We start from the raw sequence: 22,267 nt of genomic DNA on the forward strand, positions 1-22,267 counted from the left end.
TCGACGGCCGAGCGCGGCGACCCCGCGTGGCTCTCCGCGAGCGTCGACGAGACGAGAAGGAGCCCCATGACGTCCATCCCCACGGTCGCCCTCAACGACGGCACGTCCATCCCGCAGCTCGGGTTCGGCGTGTTCAAGGTCAACCCGGCCGAGACCGAGCGCATCGTCACCGACGCGCTCGAGGCCGGCTACCGCCACATCGACACCGCCGCCGTGTACGGCAACGAGGAGGGCGTCGGTCGAGCCATCGCCGCCTCGGGCATCGCGCGCGACGAGCTCTACGTCACGACGAAGTGCTGGAACGACGACCAGGGTCGCACCGCCTCGCGCGACGCGATGGCGTCGAGCCTCGAGAAGCTCGGGCTCGAGCGGGTCGACCTGTACCTCATCCACTGGCCGTGCCCCGAGAAGGGCCTGTGGCAGGAGACCTGGACGACGTTCCAGGAGCTGCAGACCGAGGGCCTCACGACGTCGATCGGCGTGTCGAACTTCGACCACCGCTACCTGCCGGCGCTGCTCGCCGAGGGCGGCCCGAAGCCCGTCGTCGACCAGATCGAGCTGCACCCGCAGTTCCAGCAGCGCGAGACCGCCGCGATCGCCGCCGAGCACGACATCCTGCTCGAGGCGTGGGGTCCGCTGGGCCAGGGCAAGGTCGACTACGAGTCGCAGGTCGCGTCGATCGCCGCCGCGCACGACAAGACGTGGGCGCAGGTGCTGCTGCGCTGGCACCTCCAGCACGGGCACATCGTCTTCCCGAAGTCGAACCGTGCGTCGCGCATGCGCGAGAACGCCGAGGTCTTCGACTTCGAGCTGACCGCCGACGAGATCGCCACGATCGACGCGCTCGACCAGGGCGCCGCGGGCCGCGTCTCCGCCGACCCGGCCGAGGTCAACTGACCGCGCTCGACCAGCTCGCGCCGACGGGCCGCATCCGAGATGGATGCGGCCCGTCGGTCGTGTCGGGGCGGGGTGCGCGTTCGGTGCGCCTCAGCCGACGGTCGCCCGCAGCCAGTCGACGACGCGAGGAGCGAGCTCGGTCGCGATGACCTCCGGCGTGCGCTTGCGCCCGGCGACCTCGAACGAATGCCCGCCGCCCTCGACGGCGTCGATCGTCGCGGAGCCGCCGATGCGGGCGACGACGCCCTCCAGCAGGTCGCCCGACGAGAACGGGTCGTTCGTGCCCTGGACGATGCGGTGCGGCGTCGTCATGCCGTGCAGGTGCTCGTCGCGCAGCCGCTCGGGCTTGCCGGGCGCGTGCAGCGGGTAGCCGAGCGACACGAGCGCGTCGACCGGCATCCCCTCGGCGACCGCCATCGTGGCCATGCGGCCGCCGAACGACTTGCCGGCGGCGACGAGCGGCACGTCGCCGAGCGTGCGGGCGGCGTCGGTGGCCGAGCGCCACGCCGCGATCGCGGCCGGGGCGCGGTCGGGGAAGCGCTTGCCCGCCGTGACGTACGGGAAGTCGAAGCGCACGACGCGCAGGCCCGCATCCGCGAGCGCGTGCGCCATGCCCACCATGAAGCCGTGGTCCTTGCCCGCCCCGGCGCCGTGGGCGAGCACGACCGTCGCCCAGGCCTCGCCCTCGGGCTCCGAGACGATCGCCTCGATGGCGGCGGCGTCGGCGTGCGGGATGGCGATGGGGGCGTCGGTCACCGCACCATCATGCCCGCCGACGCCTGCTGCTCGGCCCGGCGATGCGCGTCGGTCGCCGCGCCGTCGCGGCGCGCGTCCGCAGCCATGCGGTCCAGCCAGCGCTGCCGCTGCTCGGACGTCGAGGAGCGTACGCCGGCCACACGCGTGAGGCGCACGGGGCGGATGCCGCAGAAGCGCAGCGTCGTCGTGCGCAGGTGTCGCACGGTCGTGTCGCCGACGAGCGGCAGGTACCAGCGCGGCGAGTCGCTCGTGACGACGAGGCGGCCGGTGCGGCCGGCGAGGAGGCCGACGGGAAGGCCCCGCTCCGTGTAGCGGAACGCCTCGCCGTACAGCAGCACCCGATCGAGGAACCCCTTGAGGAGCGCGGGCACCGAGCCCCACCAGACGGGCGTCACGACGACGACGTGCTCGGCGTCGCGGATCGCCTGGAGCGCGTCGGCGAGGTCGGGCTCGAAGGGCTGGTCGCTGCGGTAGCCGCGACGCAGCACGAGGTCGAAGTCGAGGTCGCGCACGACGAGCAGTCGTGCGTCGTCGCTCTCGGCGGCGTAGCGGGCGGCGAGCGCGGCCGAGAGGGAGTCGGGGTCGGGGTGGCCGTCGATGACGAGGGTGCGCATGGGAGGTTCCTTGCTCGAATGAGATCTTGACAGTGCCCATAATCTGGACACTGCCCAGCATCCGGTACGATCTTGCGCATGTCAAGATCCGAGTCGCGCTACCACCACGGCGATCTGGCCAGCGCGCTCGAGGCGGCGGCCGACAGCCTGCTCGCCGAGCGCGGCGCCGCGTCCCTGAGCCTTCGCGAGGTCGCCAGGCGTGCAGGCGTGAGCCACAACGCGCCGTACCACCACTTCGCCGACCGTCATGCGCTGCTGCAGCGACTCGGCGTCCGTCACATGACGCGACTCGTCGAGGCGCAACGCGCCGCGGGGGAGCGGGAGACGGACGCGCGGGCTGCATTCGTCGCCATGGGCGCCGCCTACGTGGGCTACGCGCACGAGCACCCGCACGGCTTCGCCGTGATCTTCGACCCCGAGGTGTGCGTGCCGGGCGAGACCGGCCCGCAGATGACGACGCTCATCGCCGAGAACGAGGCGCTCATCGGCGCCGCGATCGCACGCGTCGCGCCCGAGCTCGGCGAGCAGGAGATCGAGGCGGCCGTCGTCGGCGCCTGGGGCGCCGCGCACGGCCTCGCGCAGCTCGTCGCCGCCGGCCACGTGCCGATCGATGCCGTGCGCCCCGCGTTCGAGGCCTACCTCGCGATGGGCGCGACCCTCACGCGCACGCCGTGACGACGCTCCGGATCGATGCGACGCTCGTCGAGCGTCTCGTCGCCGCGCAGCTGCCGCACCTCGCGCACCTGCCCGTGCGGCCCGTCGAGCGGCAGGGCAACGACAACCGCACCTTCCGGCTCGGGCCCGACCTCGTCGTGCGCCTGCCGAGCGCGGCGGGCTACGTCGGCGCCATCGCCGTCGAGGATCGTTGGCTGCCCGAGCTCGCGCCGCACCTGCCGGTGCCGGTGCCCGAGCCCGTCGCCGTCGGCGAGCCCGGCGACGGCTACCCGTTCCCCTGGGCGGTGCGGCGCTGGGTGTCGGGGGAGCCGCTCGAGCCCATGTCGATCGCGTCGGATGCCTTCGCGGCCGACGTCGGCGCCTTCCTGCGCGCGTTGCACCGCATCCCCGCCGCCGCCGGTCCGCCGGCGGGGGAGCGCACCTTCCACCGCGGCGCGCACCTCGGCGTCTACGACGCCGACGTGCGTCGCGCACTCGGCGCGATCGGCTGGACCATCGACGCGGACGCGGCGGAGGCGATCTGGGAGCAGGCGCTGGCGTGGTCGTGGCACGAGGCGCCGGTGTGGGTGCACGGCGACGTCGCCGCGACGAACCTGCTGCAGGTCGACGGACGCCTCGCCGGCGTCATCGACTTCGGCCAGCTCGGCGTCGGCGACCCCGCGTGCGACCTCGTGCTCGCCTGGACCGGGCTCGACGCCTCCGGCCGCCGCGTGCTGCGCGACGCCGTCGGCCTGGACGACGACACGTGGCGGCGGGCGCGCGGCTGGGCGCTGTGGAAGGCGCTCGTCACGCTCGCCGACCCCGACGCGGCGCAGCGCGACGTGCAGGCGCGGGCGCTCGCCGCGGTGCTCGCAGACCCGATCGTCGACGAGCGGTAGGGGTCAGCGCCAGCCGGGCAGCCAGTAGCGCAGGCGCAGCAGGTCCTCGTGCTCCCACACGCCGTACCAGAGGGGTGCGAAGAAGATCGTGGCCGCGATCGCCAGCACGACGAGCGCCGCGACGACGATGCGCCCCACGAGGGCGGTCGTCGGCCGCACGCAACCGTGCACGAGCCGCCACAGCAGGTAGGCGAGCCCGATGACGAGGAACGGCTCGAACACGATCGTGTAGAACGCGAAGATCGTGCGGTCGGGGAAGGCGAGCCAGGGCACGTAGCCGGCGGCGACGGCGACGACGAGGAACGCGGCGGTGCGGTCGAGCCGCGAGCCCATGCGATAGAGCAGCACCGCGAGCGCCGCGACGGCCGGGTACCAGATCACGGGGTTCGCGAGGGCGGTGATGAACGTCATCTGGTCGCCGTCGAGATGCAGCAGGAACGCCGTGGGGCGCAGCAGCAGCAGCCACTGCCACGCGGGGCTCTCGAACGGGTGGTCGTTGGTGAGGCCGACGTGGAACGTCCACATCTGCTCGTGGTAGTGCCACAGCGCCTGCAGCCGTTCCGGCACCCATGCGAGCGCGCCGGTGAGCAGCTCGCCCGGGTTGTCGCGCGCCCACGACGAGCCGTAGCCGCCACCGAACCAGCCCGTCCACGACACGAGGTAGACCGCGAGGGCGGGCAGCATGACGAGCACGAGGCTCGTGGGCGCCTGGGTGAGCAGCGTGCCGACGTGCCAGCCGCGGATGCCCGCGCGGCGCCGGTCGAGCGCGTCGAGCGCCACCGACCACAGGCCGAACGCGGCGACGAAGTACAGGCCCGACCACTTCACGGCGCATGCGGCACCGAGCAGCGCGCCGGCGGCGACGACCCAGGGTCTCGACCACAGCGCCGGCCCGAGCCAGGATCCCGGATGCGCATGCCGCCAGCGCACGATGCGCGCCGGTGCGCCGCGACGATCGAGCAGCAGCGCGGCGGCGGCGGCGAGCACGAAGAGCGCGAGCGTCTGGTCGAGCAGCACCGTACGGCTCATCACGATGGCCTGGCCGTCGATCGCGAGGAGGAGGCCCGCGAGCGCACCGAAGGTCCACGAGCGCGTGAGGCCGCGCGCGACGAGCATCGTGAGCACGACGACGAGCACCCCGACGAGCGCCGCGGGCCAGCGCCACGCGAACGGGTCGTCGATGCCGCCGAGGCCCATGCCGAGGCCGAGGATCCACTTGCCGAGCGGCGGGTGCACGACGAACGAGGGCGTCGACTGCAGCGTGGACTCGCCGTCGACGAACGCGGCGTTCGCGTCGTCGGGCCACTGCCCCTCGTAGCCGAGCTGCCAGAGCGAGAACGCGTCCTTGACGTAGTACGTCTCGTCGAACACGAGCTCGTGGGGGTTGCCGAGGTTCGCGAACCGCAGCGTGGCGGCGAGCGCGACGACGCCGATCGGCGCTGCGAGGTCGATGAGGCGACGCGCCCGCGGCGTGCGCAGCGGAGCGAGGAGGTCGCGGCGCGGTGCGGCGGGCTCCGAGGCGACCGGCTGCGCGTCCGGATGCTCGGGGCTGGCGTCCGTGAGCGTCACTCGGCGATCCTCCCACGGGGCGATGGGTGCTTGGATCGATGCATGCTCCTCGTCGCCGCCACGCCCATCGGCAATCTCGGCGACGCGACCACGCGGCTGCGCGAGGCGCTCGCCTCCGCTCCCGTGATCGCGGCGGAGGACACCCGCACCGCGCAGCGCCTGCTCGCGGCGCTGCACGTCGAGCGCGACGAGCGCCCGCGCCTCGTCGCGGTGCACGAGCACACCGAGGACGCCCTGGCCCCCGAGCTCGCCGAGCAGGCGCGCGAGACCGACGTGCTGCTGCTCACCGACGCCGGCATGCCCACGGTCTCCGACCCGGGCTACCGCCTCGTGCAGGCGGCGATCGCGGCCGACGTGCCCGTGACGGTGCTGCCGGGCCCGTCGGCGGTGCTCACGGCGCTCGCGCTGTCGGGCCTGCCGACCGATCGCTTCGCGTTCGACGGCTTCCTCCCGCGCAAGCAGGGCGAGCGTCGCACCGCGCTGCGCGCGCTCGCCGACGAGCGCCGCACCGTCGTGCTGTTCGAGTCGCCGCACCGCCTCGCCGACGCGCTCGCCGACGTCGCGCACGAGCTCGGCGATCGTCCCGTCGCCGTCGCGCGCGAGCTCACGAAGCGCTTCGAGGAGGTGCGTCGGGGCACGGCTGCCGAGCTCGAGCCATGGGCGCGCGAGGGCGTGAAGGGCGAGATCGTGCTGGTGATCGGGGGCGCGACGCCCGCGCCTGCATCCCTCGACGACGCCGTCGCCGACGTGCTCGTCCGCGTCGCCGCGGGGGAGCGGCTCAAGGACGCCGCCGCGGCCGTCGCCGACGAGACGGGCCGCGGCAAGCGCGAGCTGTACGACGCCGCGCTCGCGGCCCGTCGCGGCTGACCGCGCGTGCGCAGGCGGCACGCGGCGTAACCACGCCCGCATCCTTCGTAGGATGGAGACCATGCCTGAGCGGTTCACGGTCACGACGCCGATCTACTACGTCAACGACGTGCCGCACATCGGGCACGCATACAACGAGGTCGCGACCGACGTGCTCGCGCGCTGGCACCGCATGCGCGGCGACGACACGTTCATGCTCACGGGCACCGACGAGCACGGTCAGAAGATCATGCGCACCGCCGCGGCGCACGACACGTCGCCGCAGGAGTGGACCGACCGCCTCGTCGAGACGGCGTGGAAGCCGCAGCTCGACCTGCTCGACATCGCGAACGACGACTTCATCCGCACGACCGAGGAGCGCCACGAGCGTGGCGTGAAGATCTTCCTGCAGCGCCTGTACGACGCCGGCTGGATCTACCACGGCGAGTTCGAGGCCGAGTACTGCGTCGGCTGCGAGGAGTACAAGACGGCGAGCGACCTCGTGCCCGGCACGGGCGAGTACGAGGGGCAGCTGGTCTGCGCCATCCACTCGCGTCCCGTCGAGACGGTGCGCGAGGCGAACTACTTCTTCAAGCTCTCCGAGTTCCAGCAGCAGCTGCTCGACCTCTACGCCGACCGCCCCGACTACGTGCAGCCCGAGCACGTGCGCAACGAGGTGCGGTCGTTCGTGTCGCAGGGGCTCACCGACCTGTCGATCAGCCGCTCGACCTTCGACTGGGGCATCGAGGTGCCGTGGGACGAGGACCACGTCGTCTACGTGTGGTTCGAGGCGCTGCTCAACTACGTCACGGCGATCGGCTACGGCGTCGACGACGAGACGTTCGAGCGGCGCTGGCCCGCCGTGCACATCGTCGGCAAGGACATCGCCCGATTCCACGCCGTCATCTGGCCCGCGATGCAGATGGCCGCCGGGATCCCGGTCTCCGACCACGTGTTCGGCCACGGCTGGCTGCTCGTGGGCGGCGAGAAGATGTCGAAGTCGAAGGCGACGGGCATCGAGCCGCGGCAGATCACCGACGTGTTCGGCGTCGACGCCTTCCGCTACTACTTCATGCGCGCCATCGCCTTCGGCTCCGACGGCTCGTTCTCGTGGGAGGACCTCGACGCCCGCTACCACTCGGAGCTCGCGAACGGCCTCGGCAACCTCGCGTCGCGCGCGATCGCGATGGTGCAGAAGTACCGCGACGGCGTCGTGCCCGACGTCGCGCCCGTGCCCGAGGTCGCCGAGCTGCTCGAGGCGTCGGTGACGCGGGCGGATGCGGCGATCGACCGCTTCCAGATCCACGAGGCCATCGACCAGGCGATGCGCATCGTCGACCGCCTCAACGGCTTCGTCACCGAGCAGGCGCCCTGGGTGCTCGCGAAGGACGACGCCCGCCAGGACGAGCTCGACGCCGTGCTCGCGACGCTCGTGCAGGGCATCGGCACGGCCGCGATCCTGCTCGCCCCCGTCATGACCCGCTCGACGCAGTCGCTCTGGGCCGCCGTCGGCGGCGAGGGCGAGGTGCGCGACCAGCCCATCCGCTCGGCGCACGCATGGCGCGGCACGGGTCGGGTCGAGACGATCCCGCCGCTGTTCCCGCGGGTCGAGGCGCAGTGACCGGCACCGACGGCTTCGACCGCGGCGTCCCCGGCGCCGACGGGCCGCTGCTCGACGACCCGTCGATCGGCGACGAGCCGGCCGCCGCGCCGGCAGCCCACGCGGTGTTCTCGTTCGGCACGCTGCGCCAGGAGTCGGTGCAGCAGACGCTGTACGGCGGCACGGTGCCGACGGTGCCCGACGCCCTCGTCGGCTGGCGCCTCACGACGGTGCGCATCACCGACCCCGCCGTGATCGCGGCGTCGGGCAGCGACCTCCATCCCGGCATCGAGCGCTCCGGCGACGTCGCCGACCGCGTCGACGGCGGCGTGCTGACCCTCGACGACGAGGCGCTCGCGGCGACCGATCGCTACGAGTCGGTCGGCTACGAGCGCACGACGATCGTGCTGGCCTCGGGCCGCGAGGCGTGGATCTACGTGCCGCGCACCGCGGGCTGAGCCGAGCCCTCGCCAGCGTCGGGGGAGCGGGCTAGCGTCGGAGTCGGCGCATGGCGCGCCGACCCAGGAGGCATCCCGTGACGACCACGACCCACGAGCGCGTCGGCGACCAGGGCATCGTGCATCGGCGCACGTTCCAGGCGTCGGTCGAGGACGTGCACCGCGCGCACACGACGGCCGACCTGTTCGTGCGATGGATGGGGCCGCGCGGCAGCCACGTGCGCCTCGACCACTTCGACCCCACGACGGGCGGCGCGTTCGACTACACCGTCGAGGTCGGCGAGGGGCGCTACCGCTTCTGGGGCTCGTACCACGAGGTGCTGCCGACGCGGATCGTGCACACGTGGCAGTTCGAGGGCGAGCACGGCGTGACCCTCGAGATGCTCGACCTCGTCGAGGTGGCGCCCGGCCTCACCGACCTCGTCGTCACGTCGACGTACTCGTCGAAGGAGGCGTGCGACCAGATGGTGGAGTCGGGGCTCGACGAGGGCGGGATGGACTCGGACTTCGAGCGCCTCGACGAGCTGCTGGCGCAGCTGGCCTGACGCCGGGCTAGGGCAGCGGCGGCACGTCGACGTCGACGTCCGGGTCGAAGCCGAGTCCCACGATCCTCATCGTGAGCGGCGCATCCGTCGGCACCGGGCCCGGCAGTCGCAGCACGTAGTGCCACGGCACGGGCTCGCGACGCGGTCCCGTGCCGATCGAGGGCTGGAACACGGCGTGCACGGCGTCGCCGACGCGACGGGTCGTGATCGCGACGGGCGCGGCTCCGATCGGCGCGCGCAATGCGACGACGACGCGGTCGGCGTCGATGCGGCGCACGATCGGCCCGCGGCCGAGCGCCCGCTCGGGCATGCCGTCGGGCAGGCCGCGTCTCGCGGCCCGCTCGACGCGCATCCCCTCGACGATGCGCGGCTGGCGCTCGTCGACCACTACGGTGCGAGCGGCACGACGGTCGGCTCGGCGCCCTCCTGCAGGCCCGTGATCGAGACCTCCACGGTCTGCGTCGCGTCGACGCCCTCGGTGAGCGGGAACTCCCAGCCGTAGACGCGGAAGTCGGCGGTGCACATCATGTCGCCGGACGGCGGGGCGAAGGCGACCGTGATCGCCGTCTCGTCCTCGACCGTGGCGCCCACGGGCGATGCGACGCAGCTCGACGAGCCCGAGCCGCCCACGATGACCGTGAGCGTCGTGCCGGCCTCGGCCCACTCGACGACGGGGAACGACGGCGCCCCCATGGCGTCGGAGAGGCGGGGGTCGTCGTCGGGGATCGCCGTGGGGTCGCCCGCGGCGGGCGGCGCCGAGTCGATCGGGCTGGGGGTCGTCGACGAGGTGGGCTCGTCGCTGGGCTCGCCGGATGCGCCGGGGCTGGTCGTCGACGAGCATGCGGCGGTGAGCGCGAGCCCCGCCGCGGCGAGCACCGCGAGGGCGGTGCGGGTCGTGCGCGTGATGGTGGTCATGTCGGCCTCCTTCGACTCCTCTCGAGCATGGCGCACGCGGAGGGGCGGCACCACACAACCGCGGGTGCGAGTCGTTCGTCCGGTCGCTCGTGCGATCGCCGAGACCGGCCATGGCTCGCACCGACGATCGGCATGGCTGGGCGCGCCTAGGCTGGTCAGGTGCCGCTGCCCGATGAGCCAGGACCCCACTCGCTGCCAGGCGGCGAGTACGTGCGCGAGCGTTCGAGCGAGGGGCGCGACCTCACGCGGCCGCCCGAGCCCGCGCCGCTGGCCGTGCCGGTGTACGACAACCACACGCACCTCGAGATCAAGGACGGGGATGCGTTCGGCTACCGCGAGGCGCTCGACGCCGCCGAGCGCTCGGGCGTCGCCGGCGTGATCCAGGTCGGCGGCGACGTGCCGTCGTCGGAGTGGTCGGCCGCGCTCGCCGAGCTCGACCCGCGCGTGCTCGCGGCCGTCGCGCTGCATCCGAACGAGGCGCCCGGCTACGCCGACGCCGACACGCTCTTCGACGCGCTCGGCCGCATCGACGAGCTCGCCGGGCAGCCGCGCGTGCGTGCCGTGGGCGAGACGGGCCTCGACTTCTTCCGCACCGGCGAGGACGGCAGGCGCGCGCAGCACGAGTCGTTCGAGGCGCACATCGACATCGCGAAGCGTCACGGCATCGCGCTGCAGATCCACGACCGCGATGCGCACGACGCCGTCGTCGAGACCCTGCTGCGCGTCGGCGCCCCGGAGCGCACGGTCTTCCACTGCTTCTCGGGCGACGAGGATCTCGCGCGCATCGCGAACGAGCACGGCTGGTACATGTCGTTCGCCGGCACGCTCACGTTCGGCAACGCGCACAACCTGCACCGCGCCATCACGGTCACCGACCCCGAGCTGCTGCTCGTCGAGACCGACGCGCCCTTCCTGACGCCCGCGCCGCACCGCGGTCGACCGAACAGCCCGTACCTCATCCCCGTCACGGTGCGCGCGATGGCCGAGCGCCGCGGCGTCGACGCCGACGCGCTGGCCGCGCAGCTCACCGAGAACACGCATCGCGCGTACGGTACGTGGGCATGACCCTGCTCGGCGCCACCGAGATCCGCCGCCTCGCGGCCGAGCTCGACCTCACCCCGACCAAGCGCTGGGGGCAGAACTTCGTGCACGACGCCAACACGGTGCGTCGCATCGTGCGCACCGCCGACGTCGACGGCCGCGCCGTGCTCGAGGTCGGGCCGGGCCTCGGCTCGCTCACGCTCGGGCTCACCGAGGCGGGGTGCGCCGTCACGGCCGTCGAGATCGACCAGCGCCTCGCCGAGCGCCTGCCGCGCACGCTCGCCGAGCACCAGCCCGAGGCGTCGCTCACGGTCGTGACGAAGGATGCGCTGCTGCTCACGGCCGACGACGTCGCCGTCGCCCCCGAGGCGGTCGTCGCGAACCTGCCGTACAACGTCTCGGTGCCCGTGCTCATCCACCTGCTCGAGACGTTCTCGTCGATCGACCGCATCCTCGTGATGGTGCAGGCGGAGGTGGGGCACCGCCTCGCGGCGCCGCCCGGGTCGAAGACGTACGGGGTGCCGAGCGCGAAGGCCGCCTGGTGGGGGTCGTGGGCGCTCGAGGCCGACGTGTCGCGCCAGGTGTTCTGGCCGGTGCCGAACGTCGACAGCGTGCTCGTGGGCTTCCGCCGCGGCGAGACGCCCGGCGACGAGGCGCTGCGGAAGGCGACGTTCCGCGTGATCGACGCCGCCTTCGGACAGCGACGCAAGATGCTGCGCCAGGCCCTGTCGAGCACGTTCGGCTCGTCGGCGGAGGCGTCGACGGCGCTCGAGTCGGTCGGCATCGAGCCGACGCTGCGCGGCGAGCAGCTCGACCTCGCGGCGTTCACGCGCGCGGGGGCGCTGCTCGTCTGAGTCCCCGCGGAGTCTGCGTCGTCGCAGCGTCAGCGCGCGTCGAGCTCGCGCACGAGACGCACGGGCGCCGTGACGCGGAAGGACGCGTCGAGCAGCTCGGCCAGGCGGGCGTCGTCGAGCGTCTCGGCGTCGATCGCGACCCAGCCCGACGGGCCGAGGTAGGCGGGCGCGAACGCGCCCTCGTGCAGCAGCGCGAGCCGTTCGTCGGCCTCGAGCAGCACGCACAGCGCCCGATCGCGGCGCACGAGCTCGCCCTCGACGCGCTCGCTCGCCGTGACGTACGCGAAGACCTTGGTCGTGAAGAACGCGGGCGCTCCGTGCGACATCTTCTCCCGCGCGCCGGGCAGCGCGAGCGCCATCCGTCGCACGCGCTCCACGTGCGGCGCGGCAGGGTCGACCTTCGGCGGGTGCGCCATGGCGGGCACCCTACGCCCGCGCATCCCACCGCTGGGCGCACGTGCAGGATGGACCCCCGACGCGCGGCTAGGGTCGAAGACGTGCAGCCGAGCGTCGTCAGAGCGAAGGCGCCCGGGAAGATCAACGTCTACCTCGGCGTCGGTTCGCTGCAGGACGACGGCTACCACGAGATCGCCACGGCCTACCACGCGGTGAGCCTCCTCGAGATCGTCGAGGCGCGCGAGGCCGACGACTTCTCGGTCGAGTTCACGGGTCCCGTCGACTCCTCCGGGCTCTCCACCGGCGCCGACAACCTCGCCGTGCGCGCCGCGATGCTGCTCGCACGCCACGCGAAGGTCACGAACGGCGTCGCGCTGTCGATCGAGAAGCACGTGCCCATCGCCGGCGGCATGGGCGGGGGATCGGCGGATGCGGCGGCGACGCTCGTCGCGTGCGCCGAGCTGTGGGGGCTGCGGCTCGGCCGCGATGAGCTGCACCGCCTCGCTGCGCGTCTCGGCGCCGACGTGCCCTTCGCGCTGCAGGGCGGCACGGCCGTCGGCACCGGCCGCGGCGACGAGCTGAGCCCCGCGCTCGCGCAGGGCCAGCTGCACTGGGTGCTCGCGTTCAGCGACGACGGCCTCGCGACGCCCGAGGTGTACGCCGAGCTCGACGAGCATCGCATGCGCCACCGCGCCGACATCATGCCCGCCGTGCGCCGGCCCGAGGTCGACGCGCGCGTGCTGCAGGCGCTGCGGCTCGGCGACGCGCACATGCTCGCCGAGGTGCTCTCGAACGACCTGCAGCCCGCGGCGCTGCACCTCGCCCCGCGACTCGCGGGCACGCTCGAGCTCGGGGAGCGCAACGGCGCGCTCGCCGGCCTCGTCTCGGGATCCGGGCCGACGTGCGCCTTCCTGTGCGCCGACCTCGACTCGGCGCTCGAGCTGCAGATCGCGCTCTCGGCGGCGCGCATCCCGGCGACGAAGGTCACGGGCCCCGTGCCGGGCGCGCGACTCATCGACTGAGCATGGACCGCTGCGAGATCATGGAGCCATGAGCGCCGAGCCCGCCATCCGCATGCACGTGCCCGAGTCCGTCGCGGGCGGCGTGCTCGCCGACTTCGTCGCCGTCGGCCAGAACGGCCAGTACTTCACGCTCGACTTCGCCGCCATCACGGGTCGCGCGCCCGACGCGCTCGACGCGCAGGTCGTGAGCCGCGTCAAGGTGCTGCCCGACCAGGTCTTCCAGCTCATGCGCGCGCTCAACGAGCAGCTCGCGCACTACGAGCGGGCGACGGGCAAGGCTCCGCGCGAGGAGCCGCTCGGCGACTGACCCGGGCTCCCGCGCCTACGCTGGGGAGGACATGGCACATCTCCTCAGCGCCGAGCGCATCCGGCTCGCGCATCCCAACCGCGTCATCTTCGACGGCATCTCGCTCGGCGTCGACGATGGCGATCGCATCGGCGTCGTCGGCCGCAACGGCGACGGCAAGTCCACGCTGCTGCGGCTGCTCGCCGGCACGCTCGCACCCGACGACGGGCGCGTGACGCACCGCGGCGGCCTGCGCGTGGGCATGCTCGACCAGCGCGACGTGCTCGACCACGAGGGCACCGTGGGCGCGACGATCGTCGGCGACCGCGAGGAGCACGAGTGGGCGGGCGACGCCCGCATCCGCGAGATCGTCGCGGGCCTCGCGGGCGACGTGCCGTGGGATGCGACGATCGCGTCGCTCTCGGGCGGCCAGCGCCGCCGCGTCGCGCTGGCTCGCCTGCTCGCGGGCGACTGGGACGTGCTGCTGCTCGACGAGCCCACGAACCATCTCGACGTGCAGGGCATCGCCTGGCTCGCCGACCACCTCGTGCGCCGCCTTGCCAGCGGCAGAGGCGCGCTCGCCGTCGTGACGCACGACCGGTGGTTCCTCGATGCGGTCTGCACGGACACGTGGGAGGTGCACGACGGCATCGTCGAGCCGTTCGAGGGTGGCTACGCGGCCTACATCCTGCAGCGCGTCGAGCGCGACCGCGTCTCGCGGGTCACCGAGGCGAAGCGCCAGAGCCTCATGAAGAAGGAGCTCGCGTGGCTGCGGCGGGGCGCGCCGGCGCGCACGGCGAAGCCGAAGTTCCGCATCGACGCGGCGACGCAGCTCATCGAGGACGTGCCCGAGCCGCGCGACCGCATCGCGCTCGCGCAGCTCGCCGTCACGCGCCTCGGCAAGGACGTCGTCGACCTGCAGGACGTGTCGGTCTCGTTCGGCGAGCGGTCGGTGCTCGACGACATCACGTGGCTCATCGCACCGGGGGAGCGCACCGGCATCCTCGGCCGCAACGGCGCGGGCAAGTCGACCCTGCTGCAGCTCATCTCGGGCGAGCTCGCGCCGACGAGCGGCCGCGTGAAGCGCGGCGTGACGGTGAAGGTCGCGCAGCTCAGCCAGGAGCTCGCCGAGCTGCAGGACGTCGAGCACGAGCCGGTGCGCACCGTCGTCGGGCGCCTCCGCTCGTCGTACGGCTCGGGAGGAGAGGAGATGACGCCCGGGCAGCTGCTCGAGCGCCTCGGGTTCCAGTCCGACGAGCTCTCCACGCCCATCCGCGACCTCTCCGGCGGGCAGCGGCGTCGCCTGCAGCTGCTGCTCATCATCCTCGACGAGCCGAACGTGCTCATCCTCGACGAGCCGACGAACGACCTCGACACCGACATGCTCGCGGCGCTCGAGGACCTGCTCGACTCGTGGGCCGGCTGCCTCATCGTCGTGAGCCACGACCGCTACCTCATCGAGCGCGTGACCGACCAGCAGCGCGCGGTCGTCGACGGCCGGCTGCAGCACCTGCCCGGCGGCGTCGACGAGTACCTCCGCATCGAGGCCGAGGCGGCATCGCTGCGGGGGAGGGCGGCGTCGCCCATGGATGCGCAGGGCGGCGCACCCTCGCGCGAGCGCATCTCGGGTGCCGAGCGGCGACAGCTCGAGCTCGAGGTGCGCAGCCTCGAGCGCCGCGTGCAGAAGGCGACGCAGCAGCGCGAGGCGCTGCTGGCCGACTTCGCGGTCGTCGACCAGAGCGACTACGACCGGCTGCTGGCGATGCAGCGCGAGCTCGGCGAGGTCGAGGAGCGGCTCGCGGAGCTCGAGGAGGCGTGGCTGGAGGCCGCGGACCGCCTGGAGGGCTGAGGTCGACCACCGCCTCTACCTGGCGCAGCTCGAGCCCGTCTACCGGGCGATGGAGTCGCGCATGCCGCAGACGGGCGACCCCGCCTTCCTCGCCGATCGGAACCTCGACCGGTCCGACGCGATCCGCGCCGACCTCGAGGCGCTCGGCGGCACGGCGGGCGTGCCCGTCCTGCCGGCGACGGAGGCGTACGTCGCGCGCGTGCTGTCGGTGCGCGACGACGCTCCGGCGTTCACGGCGCACCACTCCACGCGCTACCTCGGCGACATCTCCTGCGGCCAGGTCATCGCGACGATGCTCAAGCGCCACTTCGGCGCGGGCGACGAGCACGTCTCGTTCTACGACTTCGCGTCGGCGGGCGGCCCCGTGCCGATCCGTCGCGCCTACCGCGCGGCGCTCGACGGCATGCCGTGGGACGCGGCCGACGAGGAGCGTCTCGTCTCGGAGGCGAAGCACGCCTTCCAGCTGAACGCGGGCATCTTCGACGCCCTCTGGACGATCACGCAGGCGCGCGACGCCGCGTAGGCGCAGGAGGCATGTGCACGTGCGCGGGCGGGCAGCGCCCCAGAGGAATCTGCCGGCCCGCGCACGTGCACATCTCCTGCAGGCCGCGATGGTCCGCGAGCGCCGACGATGGCTCCGTGCCAGCCGGGGATCGGATGGTCACCCGTGCTGCCTCAGTACGACATCGTGATCCCGACCCGGTCGTCGTCGACGACGGCGTGCACCACGATCGAGCGCGGATCGACGATCGATCCGGGCAGTCGTCTGTCCGGCGTCGTGCCGAGCGCCTCCATGAGCGCGGGTGGCGTCGTGCCCTCGGCCGGTGTCACCTCGAGCCAACGCCAGCACCCGCCCGAGGCGCACATCGAGTCGGTCGCGACGACGACGGTACCCGGCGGGAGGGCCAGCGCGGAGGCCGGCGGAACGTCGCCCTCGGTGCGCCCGATCTCCAGGCGCACGACGTGGCATCCGTACAGGAGTCCGAGCACCGCGACGATCGTCGCGACGCGTGCGGCGATGCCTCGCCGACGTCGCCCAGCCTCGTTCGCGGTCACGGCGCGAGTCGATCATGCCGTCCTGTGCGCGACCTCACTTCGCCGCCGGCCCGTCCTGCTGCCGGTCGGGGTGCACGGCCAGGAACACGCCCCACGACGTGCGCTCGACGTCGGGCTCGGCCTCGCGGCGGGCCATGAGGTCCCTGACGATCTCCTCGGTGCGACGCCAGTACTCCTCCAGCTCGTCCTGCGACAGGCGCAGGCCGGCGCGCATGATGCCGACGTCGTCGGCGGGCAGGCCCTCGATCTCCTGGAGGAACGTGCGCACGAGCACGTCGGACGTCGACGTCTGCTCGTCCTCCGTCCATGTGAGCCGCGTGGCGAGGTACGGGATCTCGCGGGCGCCGCGCGTGCCGCGGCGTGCCTCCTGCGGCGCGAGGTAGCCGGCGTCGACGAGCGTGCGCACGTGGTGGAGCATCGTCGCCGGGTTGCGGTCGAGCAGCGCGGCGAGCTCGCGGTTCGTGCGCGGCTCGTGCAGGCACAGACGCAGGATGCGCCAGCGGATGGGGGAGCCGAGCGCCTTCGCGCGGGCCTCGAGCGAGGCGTCCGCTGCCTCGGGGACGGGCGTCGTGCTGGGCTCGCTCACGACCCCATCGTGGCAGACGGCGGCGAGTCATTGGGAAAGCCCAATCAGTGTGTCATCATCGACGACATGAGACGCAGCGTGTGGAGGCAGCCGGGGTTCACGCTGCTGTGGGCGGGCGAGGGCACGAGCCAGCTCGGTGCGCAGCTCGCGGGCATCGCGATGCCGATCATCGCCGTCACGATGCTGCAGGCGACCGATGCCGAGATGGGCTTCCTGGGCGCCGCGCAGACGGCCGCCTTCCTGCTCGTCGGCCTGCCGGCCGGCGCGTGGCTCGACCGCATGCGCAAGCGCCACGTGATGATCGTCGCCGACCTCGTGCGCGCCGCAGCAGTCGCGGTCATCCCGCTGCTCGCGATCCTCGGGCACCTCGAGATCTGGCACCTCGTGGTCGTCGGCGGCGTCGTGGGCATCGCGACGGTGTTCTTCGACGTCGGCTACCAGTCGTTCGTGCCCGTGCTCGTCGACGACGACCACGTCGGCGACGCCAACGGGGTGCTCGAGGCGACGGCGCAGACCATGCGGCTCGGCGGGCCCGCCATCGCGGGCGGCCTGCTCGGCCTCCTCGCCGCACCCGTCGTGCTGCTCGCCAACGTCGCGGGCTTCCTCGTCTCGGCGCTCGCGCTCTCGGGCATCCGCGACGGCGAGGTCGTGCGCCCCAGGCACGAGCGCCGCAACCTCTTCGTGGAGATCGGGGAGGGCATCCGCTTCGTCGCGGGCAACGACCTGCTGCGCCGCGTCGTCGCCACCGTCGCGCTGTCGAACCTCGGCTCGATCATCGTCTACACCCTGCTGCCCATCGCGATCCTGCGGATCCTCGGCATCGACGCCTTCCTGTTCGGCGTCATCATGTCGGTCGGCGCGATCGGCGGCCTCGCCGGCTCGCTGCTCGCGACGCGCATCGCCAGGGCGATCGGCGAGGGCCCGGCCATCACGTGGTCGACCGTCGTCTTCGCCGTCTCGGCATCGCTCCTGCCGCTCGCGGTGCTCGTGCCCGACGCCGCCGTCGCACTGCTCATGGTGGGCGAGGCCATCTTCGGCTTCACGGTGCTCGTCTTCAACATCGTGCAGGTCACCGCACGCCAGCGACTGTGCCCCAAGCCCCTGCTCGGCCGCATGAACGCCTCCATCCGCACCGTCGTGTGGGGCGTCATGCCGATCGGCGCGCTCGTCGCAGGCGGCCTCGGCACCGCGCTCGGCACCGTCGAGGCCATGTGGATCGGCGTGGCGGTGGGCGCGCTCGCGATCCCGCCGTTCCTGCTCAGCCGATTCCGCACGATGCGGGCGCTGCCAACGCGGCTCGCGGATGCGCAGGAGCAGCCCGCGGAGGTCGCACCGGGCGACGCCGCGCGGTGAGCCGACGCTGAGCCTCCCTCGGGTATCGTGGCCCGGCGAGAGGAGCCCGATGCCCACGATCCTGGTCGTCGACGACGACACCGCCCTGGCGGAGATGATCGGCATCGTGCTGCGTGCCGAGGGCTTCGACCTCGAGTTCTGCCCCGACGGGATCGACGCGCTCGACCGGTTCCGCACCGTGCAGCCCGACCTCGTGCTGCTCGACCTCATGCTGCCCGGGCTCGACGGCATCCAGATCTGCCAGCTCATCCGCGCCGAGTCGGGCACGCCCATCATCATGCTCACGGCGAAGGGCGAGACGACCGACGTCGTGCGCGGCCTCGAGGCGGGCGCCGACGACTACATCGTCAAGCCCTTCAACCCCAAGGAGCTCGTCGCGCGCATCCGCACGCGCCTGCGTCCCGGTCGCGAGCCCGAGCAGACGACGCTGCAGGTCTCCGACCTCACGATCGACGTGCCCGGGCACGAGGTGCGTCGGGGCGCCGACCGCATCCAGCTCACGCCCCTCGAGTTCGACCTGCTCGTCACGCTCGCGTCGAAGCCCGCGCAGGTCTTCAGCCGCGAGATGCTGCTCGAGCAGGTCTGGGGCTACCAGTACAAGGCCGACACGCGCCTCGTGAACGTGCACGTGCAGCGCCTCCGGTCGAAGGTCGAGCTCGACCCCGACGAGCCGCGCGTCGTGACGACCGTGCGCGGCGTCGGCTACCGCGCCGGCGCGGTCGCCGCCTAGGCGCGCCGATGCAGGCGGTGGGGCGCTCGCTGCCGCAGCGCATCGCCGCGTCGTGGCGGCAGTCGCTGCAGCTGCGCATCGTCGCCACGAGCGTGCTGCTGTCGCTGCTCGCGATGGCGGTCGTCGGCGGCTACATGTCGATCTCGATCGGTGCGAGCATCTTCGAGCAGCGGCGCGACGAGGCCGTGCTCGAGTCGGTGCGCGCGACGACGGCGGCGCAGCAGGTGTTCACGGATGCGGCGGGATCGTCGACGACGGCCGAGCTCGCGCAGCTGCAGGAGAGCGCGCTGCAGTCGGCGGCCGGCTTCATCTCGAACCCGGCGCTCGCGGCCTACGCCGTGCTGCGCTCCACCGACCAGGCGCAGTCGGCGGTCGATCTCGGCGACACGCGCGTCGCCGGCTTCGATGACTCGCTGCTCACGGCGGAGCTGCGGCAGCGCGTCGCGGCATCCGATGGCGAGCCGTACTACCAGTCGGTGCGCCTGACGACGCCCGACGGCACCGCGCCGGGCCTCATCGTGGGCACGCTGCTCGAGGTGCCGAGCGCCGGGCAGTACGAGTTCTACATCGTGCACAGCCTCGAGGAGGCGCAGGAGACGCTGCAGCGCATGCAGACCACCATGGTGATCGGCGGCGTCGCGCTGCTGGCGCTCGTGGCGCTCGTGACCCTCGTGGTCGTGCGCATGGTCGTCGCCCCCGTCGAGCAGGCAGCGGCGACGAGCGCGAAGCTCGCGAGCGGCAGGCTCGACGAGCGCATGGCGGTGCGCGGCGACGACGTGCTCGCGCGCCTGGGCAGGTCGTTCAACCACATGGCCGACTCGATGTCGTCGCAGATCACGCGCCTGGGTGCGCTGTCGACGCTGCAGCAGCGCTTCGTCTCCGACGTGAGCCACGAGCTGCGCACGCCGCTCACCACCATCCGGCTCGCGGGCGACGTGCTCTACGACCGTCGCGACAGCCTCGATCCGGTCGCGGCGCGCACCGCGGAGCTGCTGCACACGCAGATCGACCGGTTCGAGGTCATGCTCTCGGACCTGCTCGAGATGTCGCGCTTCGACGCCGGCGCCGCGACGCTCGAGATCGAGCCGACGAACGTCGTGCGGCTCGCGGAGAACGAGATCGAGTCGGTGCGCCTGCTCGCCGAGGAGCGCGGCTCCGCCGTCCGGCTCGTCGCGCCGGGTGGGCACTTCGACGCCGAGGTCGACCCGCGCCGCATCCGCCGCATCCTGCAGAACCTGCTCGGCAACGCGATCGACCACGGCGAGGGCCGCGCGATCACGGTGACGGTCGACTCGAACCACGGCGCCGTGGCTATCGCGGTGCGCGACCACGGCGTGGGCATGTCGGCGGAGGAGGCGGGGCGCGTGTTCGACCGCTTCTGGCGCGCCGACCCGTCGCGGCAGCGTCGCACGGGCGGCACGGGCCTGGGGCTCGCGATCAGCCAGGAGGACGCCGTGCTGCACGGCGGCGTGCTCGACGTGTGGTCGCGGGTCGGCGAGGGCACGGCGTTCCGCCTCACGATCCCGCGCGGCGTCGCGCTCGATGCGGTGTCGCCCATCGCGCTGCCGCCGGAGGACACGGGCGCCATCGAGATCGTGGAGGGTCGATCGTGAGGATGCGGAAGGCGCTGGTCGCGGGCGCCGCGGCGCTCGCGCTCGTCGGCTGCGTGGGCCTGCCCGACTCGGGGCCGGTGTCGGCCGGCGAGGTGCAGGAGGGCACGGGCCTCGGCGACGTCGAGTTCATCGCGGAGGGCCCGACGCCCGGCGCGTCGCAGGAGGAGATCGTGCAGGGCTTCCTGCAGGCCGCGCTCAGCCCCGCCGACGACTTCTCGATCGCCCGCGACTACCTCGCGGATGGCGCGGCGTGGGATCCCCTCGCGGGCGTCGCGCTGCGGTCCGGGCAGCCGGAGCTCACCTCGACCGACTCGGCGACGGTCGAGGCGACGATCGACGTGGTCGGCACGGTCGACGAGCACGGCACGTTCACGACCGTCGCGGACGACACGGCGCGGCGCACGTTCGTGCTCATCGAGGAGCGCGGCGAGTGGCGCATCGCCGAGGCGCCCGACGGCCTCGTGCTGTCGCGCTTCAGCTTCGAGCGGCTCTTCGACCCGCAGTCGCTCGCCTGGTTCGCCGACGATCGCGCGACGTTCGTGCCCGACGTGCGCTGGTTCCCGCGCTCGAGCACCGACCTGCCGGCGGCGATCGTCGACGCCGCGCTCGCGGGCCCGGTCGCGTGGCTCGCGCCCGCGGTGTTCACGGCGGCGGATGCCGACGCCGTACGCGTCGGCGACGTCGTGCTCGACGACGACGTCGCCGAGGTGACGGTGTCGTTCGAGCAGGTGCAGGAGTCGTCGAGCGACGAGCTCAGCATGCTCGCGCTGCAGCTGCAGCAGTCGATGGTGCGCCTGGGCATCACGGAGGTGGTCGTGGGCGTCGACGGCGTCGAGGGCTACTCGGCCACCTCGCGCGACGCTCCCGAGGCGTCCCTGCCATCGGTCGACGCGCGACCGATCGTGCTGGCCGGCGGGGAGCTGTCGTACGTCGGTCAGGGGGGTGCGCCCCTCGAGAGCGACCTGGGCATCGACCTCGAGGCGGCCGAGGCGACGTCGGTGACGGTGCGCGACGACGATGGTCTCGCGGTCGCCCTCGCCTCCGGGCAGGTGCTGCGCCTCGTGCCGGGCGCCGATCCCGTGGTGCTCGACACGGGTGCGACGGTGGCGCCGTCGCTCGACCGGGCAGGCTGGGCGTGGTGGGTGCCGGATGCGGCGACGCAGGCGATCGTCGTGAGCGACGGCGCGCGCGAGATCGTGCTCGGGCTGCCCGACCTGCAGGGCACGATCCGCGACGTCGAGGTGTCGCGCGACGGCGCGCGCATCGCGATCGTCACCGACGTCGCGGGCGGCACGGCCGCGTGGGTCGCGGGCATCGTGCGCGAGGACGGCGTGCCGGTGAGCGTCGCGTCGCCGCAGCGCATGCCGCTCGTGACGGGCTCGGCCGTCGACGTCGCGTGGGCGACGGGCACGTCGATCGCGGTGCTGTCGTCGACGCAGGATCGCGGGCAGCAGCTCGTGCTGCTCACGGTCGGCGGCGCGACGCAGCAGCTGTCGACGCCGCAGGATGCGATCACGCAGCTCGCGGGCGGCATCGGCGCGTCCGCGGTGCTGCGGGCGCGGTCGGCCCTGGGCGAGCTGCTCGTGCTGCGCGGCGGGCAGTGGCAGCCGTCTGCCGAGGTCGCCGACGTGCAGCTGGTGGCGACGCAGATCTGACGACGCCCGCGCCGCACGGCGCGCGCGTGCTCCCCAGGTCGCGGCGCACGCTGTCCATGCGCAGGCGCGGCGA

The 22,267-nt window shown here is 73.2% G+C and carries 25 protein-coding genes; 17 read left to right on the forward strand and 8 right to left on the reverse strand.

Annotation, left to right across the window (positions count from 1 at the left end):
* Positions 1 to 66 precede the first annotated feature (66 nt).
* A complete protein-coding gene (locus FS793_RS14195; protein ID WP_144721453.1) occupies positions 67 to 897 on the forward strand; it encodes an aldo/keto reductase in 831 nt (276 codons plus the stop codon).
* Between the two features lie 90 nt (positions 898 to 987).
* Here the strand turns inward: FS793_RS14195 and FS793_RS14200 are convergent, their stop codons facing one another.
* A complete protein-coding gene (locus FS793_RS14200) occupies positions 988 to 1,653 on the reverse strand; it encodes an alpha/beta hydrolase family protein (RefSeq protein ID WP_144721455.1) in 666 nt (221 codons plus the stop codon).
* Positions 1,650 to 2,267, reverse strand: coding sequence for an NAD(P)H-dependent oxidoreductase (locus FS793_RS14205; protein WP_144721457.1), 618 nt, complete (start codon positions 2,265 to 2,267; stop codon positions 1,650 to 1,652). Before FS793_RS14205 ends, FS793_RS14200 begins: the two co-directional genes overlap by 4 nt.
* A 78-nt stretch (positions 2,268 to 2,345) precedes the next feature.
* Between FS793_RS14205 and FS793_RS14210 the strand changes: the two genes are divergently transcribed.
* Together FS793_RS14210 and FS793_RS14215 are read left to right on the forward strand one after the other, a co-directional pair.
* The gene (locus FS793_RS14210; RefSeq protein WP_144721459.1) at positions 2,346 to 2,942 is read left to right on the forward strand and encodes a TetR/AcrR family transcriptional regulator; all 597 of its coding nucleotides are present in this window, start codon (positions 2,346 to 2,348) and stop codon (positions 2,940 to 2,942) included.
* Positions 2,939 to 3,820, forward strand: coding sequence for an aminoglycoside phosphotransferase family protein (locus FS793_RS14215; RefSeq protein ID WP_186329541.1), 882 nt, complete (start codon positions 2,939 to 2,941; stop codon positions 3,818 to 3,820). Before FS793_RS14210 ends, FS793_RS14215 begins: the two co-directional genes overlap by 4 nt.
* Positions 3,821 to 3,823: 3 nt before the next feature.
* Here FS793_RS14215 and FS793_RS14220 read toward each other — a convergent pair whose 3' ends face one another.
* The gene (locus FS793_RS14220; protein ID WP_186329542.1) at positions 3,824 to 5,389 is read right to left on the reverse strand and encodes a dolichyl-phosphate-mannose--protein mannosyltransferase; all 1,566 of its coding nucleotides are present in this window, start codon (positions 5,387 to 5,389) and stop codon (positions 3,824 to 3,826) included.
* Positions 5,390 to 5,431: 42 nt separating this feature from the next.
* Here FS793_RS14220 and rsmI point away from each other — a divergent pair, with 42 nt between their 5' ends.
* The 4 genes from rsmI to FS793_RS14240 all read left to right on the forward strand — a co-directional run bounded on the left by rsmI (position 5,432) and on the right by FS793_RS14240 (position 8,838).
* Entirely contained in the window at positions 5,432 to 6,256 is an 825-nt protein-coding gene (gene rsmI / locus FS793_RS14225) for a 16S rRNA (cytidine(1402)-2'-O)-methyltransferase (RefSeq protein ID WP_144721463.1), read from the forward strand.
* A 61-nt stretch (positions 6,257 to 6,317) separates the two neighbouring features.
* Positions 6,318 to 7,856 (forward strand): methionine--tRNA ligase, encoded by a 1,539-nt coding sequence (gene metG / locus FS793_RS14230; RefSeq protein WP_144721465.1) that lies wholly within the window; start codon positions 6,318 to 6,320, stop codon positions 7,854 to 7,856.
* Positions 7,853 to 8,293, forward strand: coding sequence for a gamma-glutamylcyclotransferase family protein (locus tag FS793_RS14235; protein ID WP_222123770.1), 441 nt, complete (start codon positions 7,853 to 7,855; stop codon positions 8,291 to 8,293). The genes metG and FS793_RS14235 overlap by 4 nt, the downstream gene beginning before the upstream one ends.
* A 77-nt stretch (positions 8,294 to 8,370) precedes the next feature.
* Complete coding sequence (locus tag FS793_RS14240) at positions 8,371 to 8,838, forward strand: SRPBCC domain-containing protein (RefSeq protein ID WP_186329543.1); 468 nt, start codon at positions 8,371 to 8,373, stop codon at positions 8,836 to 8,838.
* A 7-nt stretch (positions 8,839 to 8,845) separates the two neighbouring features.
* Here the strand turns inward: FS793_RS14240 and FS793_RS14245 are convergent, their stop codons facing one another.
* Together FS793_RS14245 and FS793_RS14250 are read right to left on the reverse strand one after the other, a co-directional pair.
* On the reverse strand, positions 8,846 to 9,190 hold the full coding sequence (locus FS793_RS14245; protein ID WP_144721472.1) for a hypothetical protein: 345 nt from the start codon (positions 9,188 to 9,190) through the stop codon (positions 8,846 to 8,848).
* 35 nt (positions 9,191 to 9,225) lie between these two features.
* Positions 9,226 to 9,753, reverse strand: coding sequence for a hypothetical protein (locus FS793_RS14250; RefSeq protein WP_144721474.1), 528 nt, complete (start codon positions 9,751 to 9,753; stop codon positions 9,226 to 9,228).
* 159 nt (positions 9,754 to 9,912) lie between these two features.
* On the opposite strand from FS793_RS14250, the gene FS793_RS14255 reads away from it, so the two are divergent.
* Both FS793_RS14255 and rsmA read left to right on the forward strand, forming a co-directional pair.
* Complete coding sequence (locus FS793_RS14255; RefSeq protein ID WP_440130469.1) at positions 9,913 to 10,818, forward strand: TatD family hydrolase; 906 nt, start codon at positions 9,913 to 9,915, stop codon at positions 10,816 to 10,818.
* Entirely contained in the window at positions 10,815 to 11,648 is an 834-nt protein-coding gene (gene rsmA / locus FS793_RS14260; RefSeq protein WP_440130470.1) for a 16S rRNA (adenine(1518)-N(6)/adenine(1519)-N(6))-dimethyltransferase RsmA, read from the forward strand. The genes FS793_RS14255 and rsmA overlap by 4 nt, the downstream gene beginning before the upstream one ends.
* Before the next feature lie 29 nt (positions 11,649 to 11,677).
* Here the strand turns inward: rsmA and FS793_RS14265 are convergent, their stop codons facing one another.
* Positions 11,678 to 12,064 carry an MmcQ/YjbR family DNA-binding protein gene (locus FS793_RS14265; RefSeq protein WP_144721478.1) on the reverse strand — a complete coding sequence of 129 codons (387 nt, stop codon included), beginning with the start codon at positions 12,062 to 12,064 and terminating at the stop codon, positions 11,678 to 11,680.
* Between the two features lie 48 nt (positions 12,065 to 12,112).
* Between FS793_RS14265 and FS793_RS14270 the strand changes: the two genes are divergently transcribed.
* Genes FS793_RS14270 through FS793_RS16320 form a run of 4 tightly spaced genes read left to right on the forward strand, consistent with a single transcriptional unit; the run spans position 12,113 to position 15,724 of the window.
* Positions 12,113 to 13,066: a 4-(cytidine 5'-diphospho)-2-C-methyl-D-erythritol kinase gene (locus FS793_RS14270; protein WP_144721480.1), complete on the forward strand. Its 954-nt coding sequence runs from the start codon at positions 12,113 to 12,115 to the stop codon at positions 13,064 to 13,066.
* A gap of 28 nt (positions 13,067 to 13,094) precedes the next feature.
* A complete protein-coding gene (locus FS793_RS14275) occupies positions 13,095 to 13,373 on the forward strand; it encodes a DUF3467 domain-containing protein (protein WP_144721482.1) in 279 nt (92 codons plus the stop codon).
* A 31-nt stretch (positions 13,374 to 13,404) separates the two neighbouring features.
* Positions 13,405 to 15,201 (forward strand): ABC-F family ATP-binding cassette domain-containing protein, encoded by a 1,797-nt coding sequence (locus FS793_RS14280; protein ID WP_144721484.1) that lies wholly within the window; start codon positions 13,405 to 13,407, stop codon positions 15,199 to 15,201.
* 19 nt (positions 15,202 to 15,220) lie between these two features.
* Positions 15,221 to 15,724, forward strand: coding sequence for a biliverdin-producing heme oxygenase (locus FS793_RS16320; protein WP_369008508.1), 504 nt, complete (start codon positions 15,221 to 15,223; stop codon positions 15,722 to 15,724).
* A 152-nt stretch (positions 15,725 to 15,876) separates the two neighbouring features.
* Here FS793_RS16320 and FS793_RS14290 read toward each other — a convergent pair whose 3' ends face one another.
* Together FS793_RS14290 and FS793_RS14295 are read right to left on the reverse strand one after the other, a co-directional pair.
* The gene (locus tag FS793_RS14290) at positions 15,877 to 16,257 is read right to left on the reverse strand and encodes a hypothetical protein (protein WP_144721488.1); all 381 of its coding nucleotides are present in this window, start codon (positions 16,255 to 16,257) and stop codon (positions 15,877 to 15,879) included.
* A gap of 34 nt (positions 16,258 to 16,291) precedes the next feature.
* On the reverse strand, positions 16,292 to 16,843 hold the full coding sequence (locus tag FS793_RS14295) for a winged helix-turn-helix domain-containing protein (protein ID WP_144721490.1): 552 nt from the start codon (positions 16,841 to 16,843) through the stop codon (positions 16,292 to 16,294).
* A gap of 66 nt (positions 16,844 to 16,909) precedes the next feature.
* On the opposite strand from FS793_RS14295, the gene FS793_RS14300 reads away from it, so the two are divergent.
* Genes FS793_RS14300 through FS793_RS14315 form a run of 4 tightly spaced genes read left to right on the forward strand, consistent with a single transcriptional unit; the run spans position 16,910 to position 22,194 of the window.
* Positions 16,910 to 18,196 carry an MFS transporter gene (locus FS793_RS14300; RefSeq protein WP_144721492.1) on the forward strand — a complete coding sequence of 429 codons (1,287 nt, stop codon included), beginning with the start codon at positions 16,910 to 16,912 and terminating at the stop codon, positions 18,194 to 18,196.
* 49 nt (positions 18,197 to 18,245) lie between these two features.
* Positions 18,246 to 18,926, forward strand: coding sequence for an MtrAB system response regulator MtrA (mtrA, locus tag FS793_RS14305; protein WP_144721494.1), 681 nt, complete (start codon positions 18,246 to 18,248; stop codon positions 18,924 to 18,926).
* Between the two features lie 8 nt (positions 18,927 to 18,934).
* Entirely contained in the window at positions 18,935 to 20,539 is a 1,605-nt protein-coding gene (gene mtrB / locus FS793_RS14310) for an MtrAB system histidine kinase MtrB (protein ID WP_144721497.1), read from the forward strand.
* A 2-nt stretch (positions 20,540 to 20,541) separates the two neighbouring features.
* The gene (locus tag FS793_RS14315; protein WP_260980194.1) at positions 20,542 to 22,194 is read left to right on the forward strand and encodes an LpqB family beta-propeller domain-containing protein; all 1,653 of its coding nucleotides are present in this window, start codon (positions 20,542 to 20,544) and stop codon (positions 22,192 to 22,194) included.
* Positions 22,195 to 22,267 lie beyond the last annotated feature (73 nt).

It is taken from the genome of Agrococcus jejuensis, assembly GCF_007679035.1.
GTDB lineage: Bacteria > Actinomycetota > Actinomycetes > Actinomycetales > Microbacteriaceae > Agrococcus > Agrococcus jejuensis_A.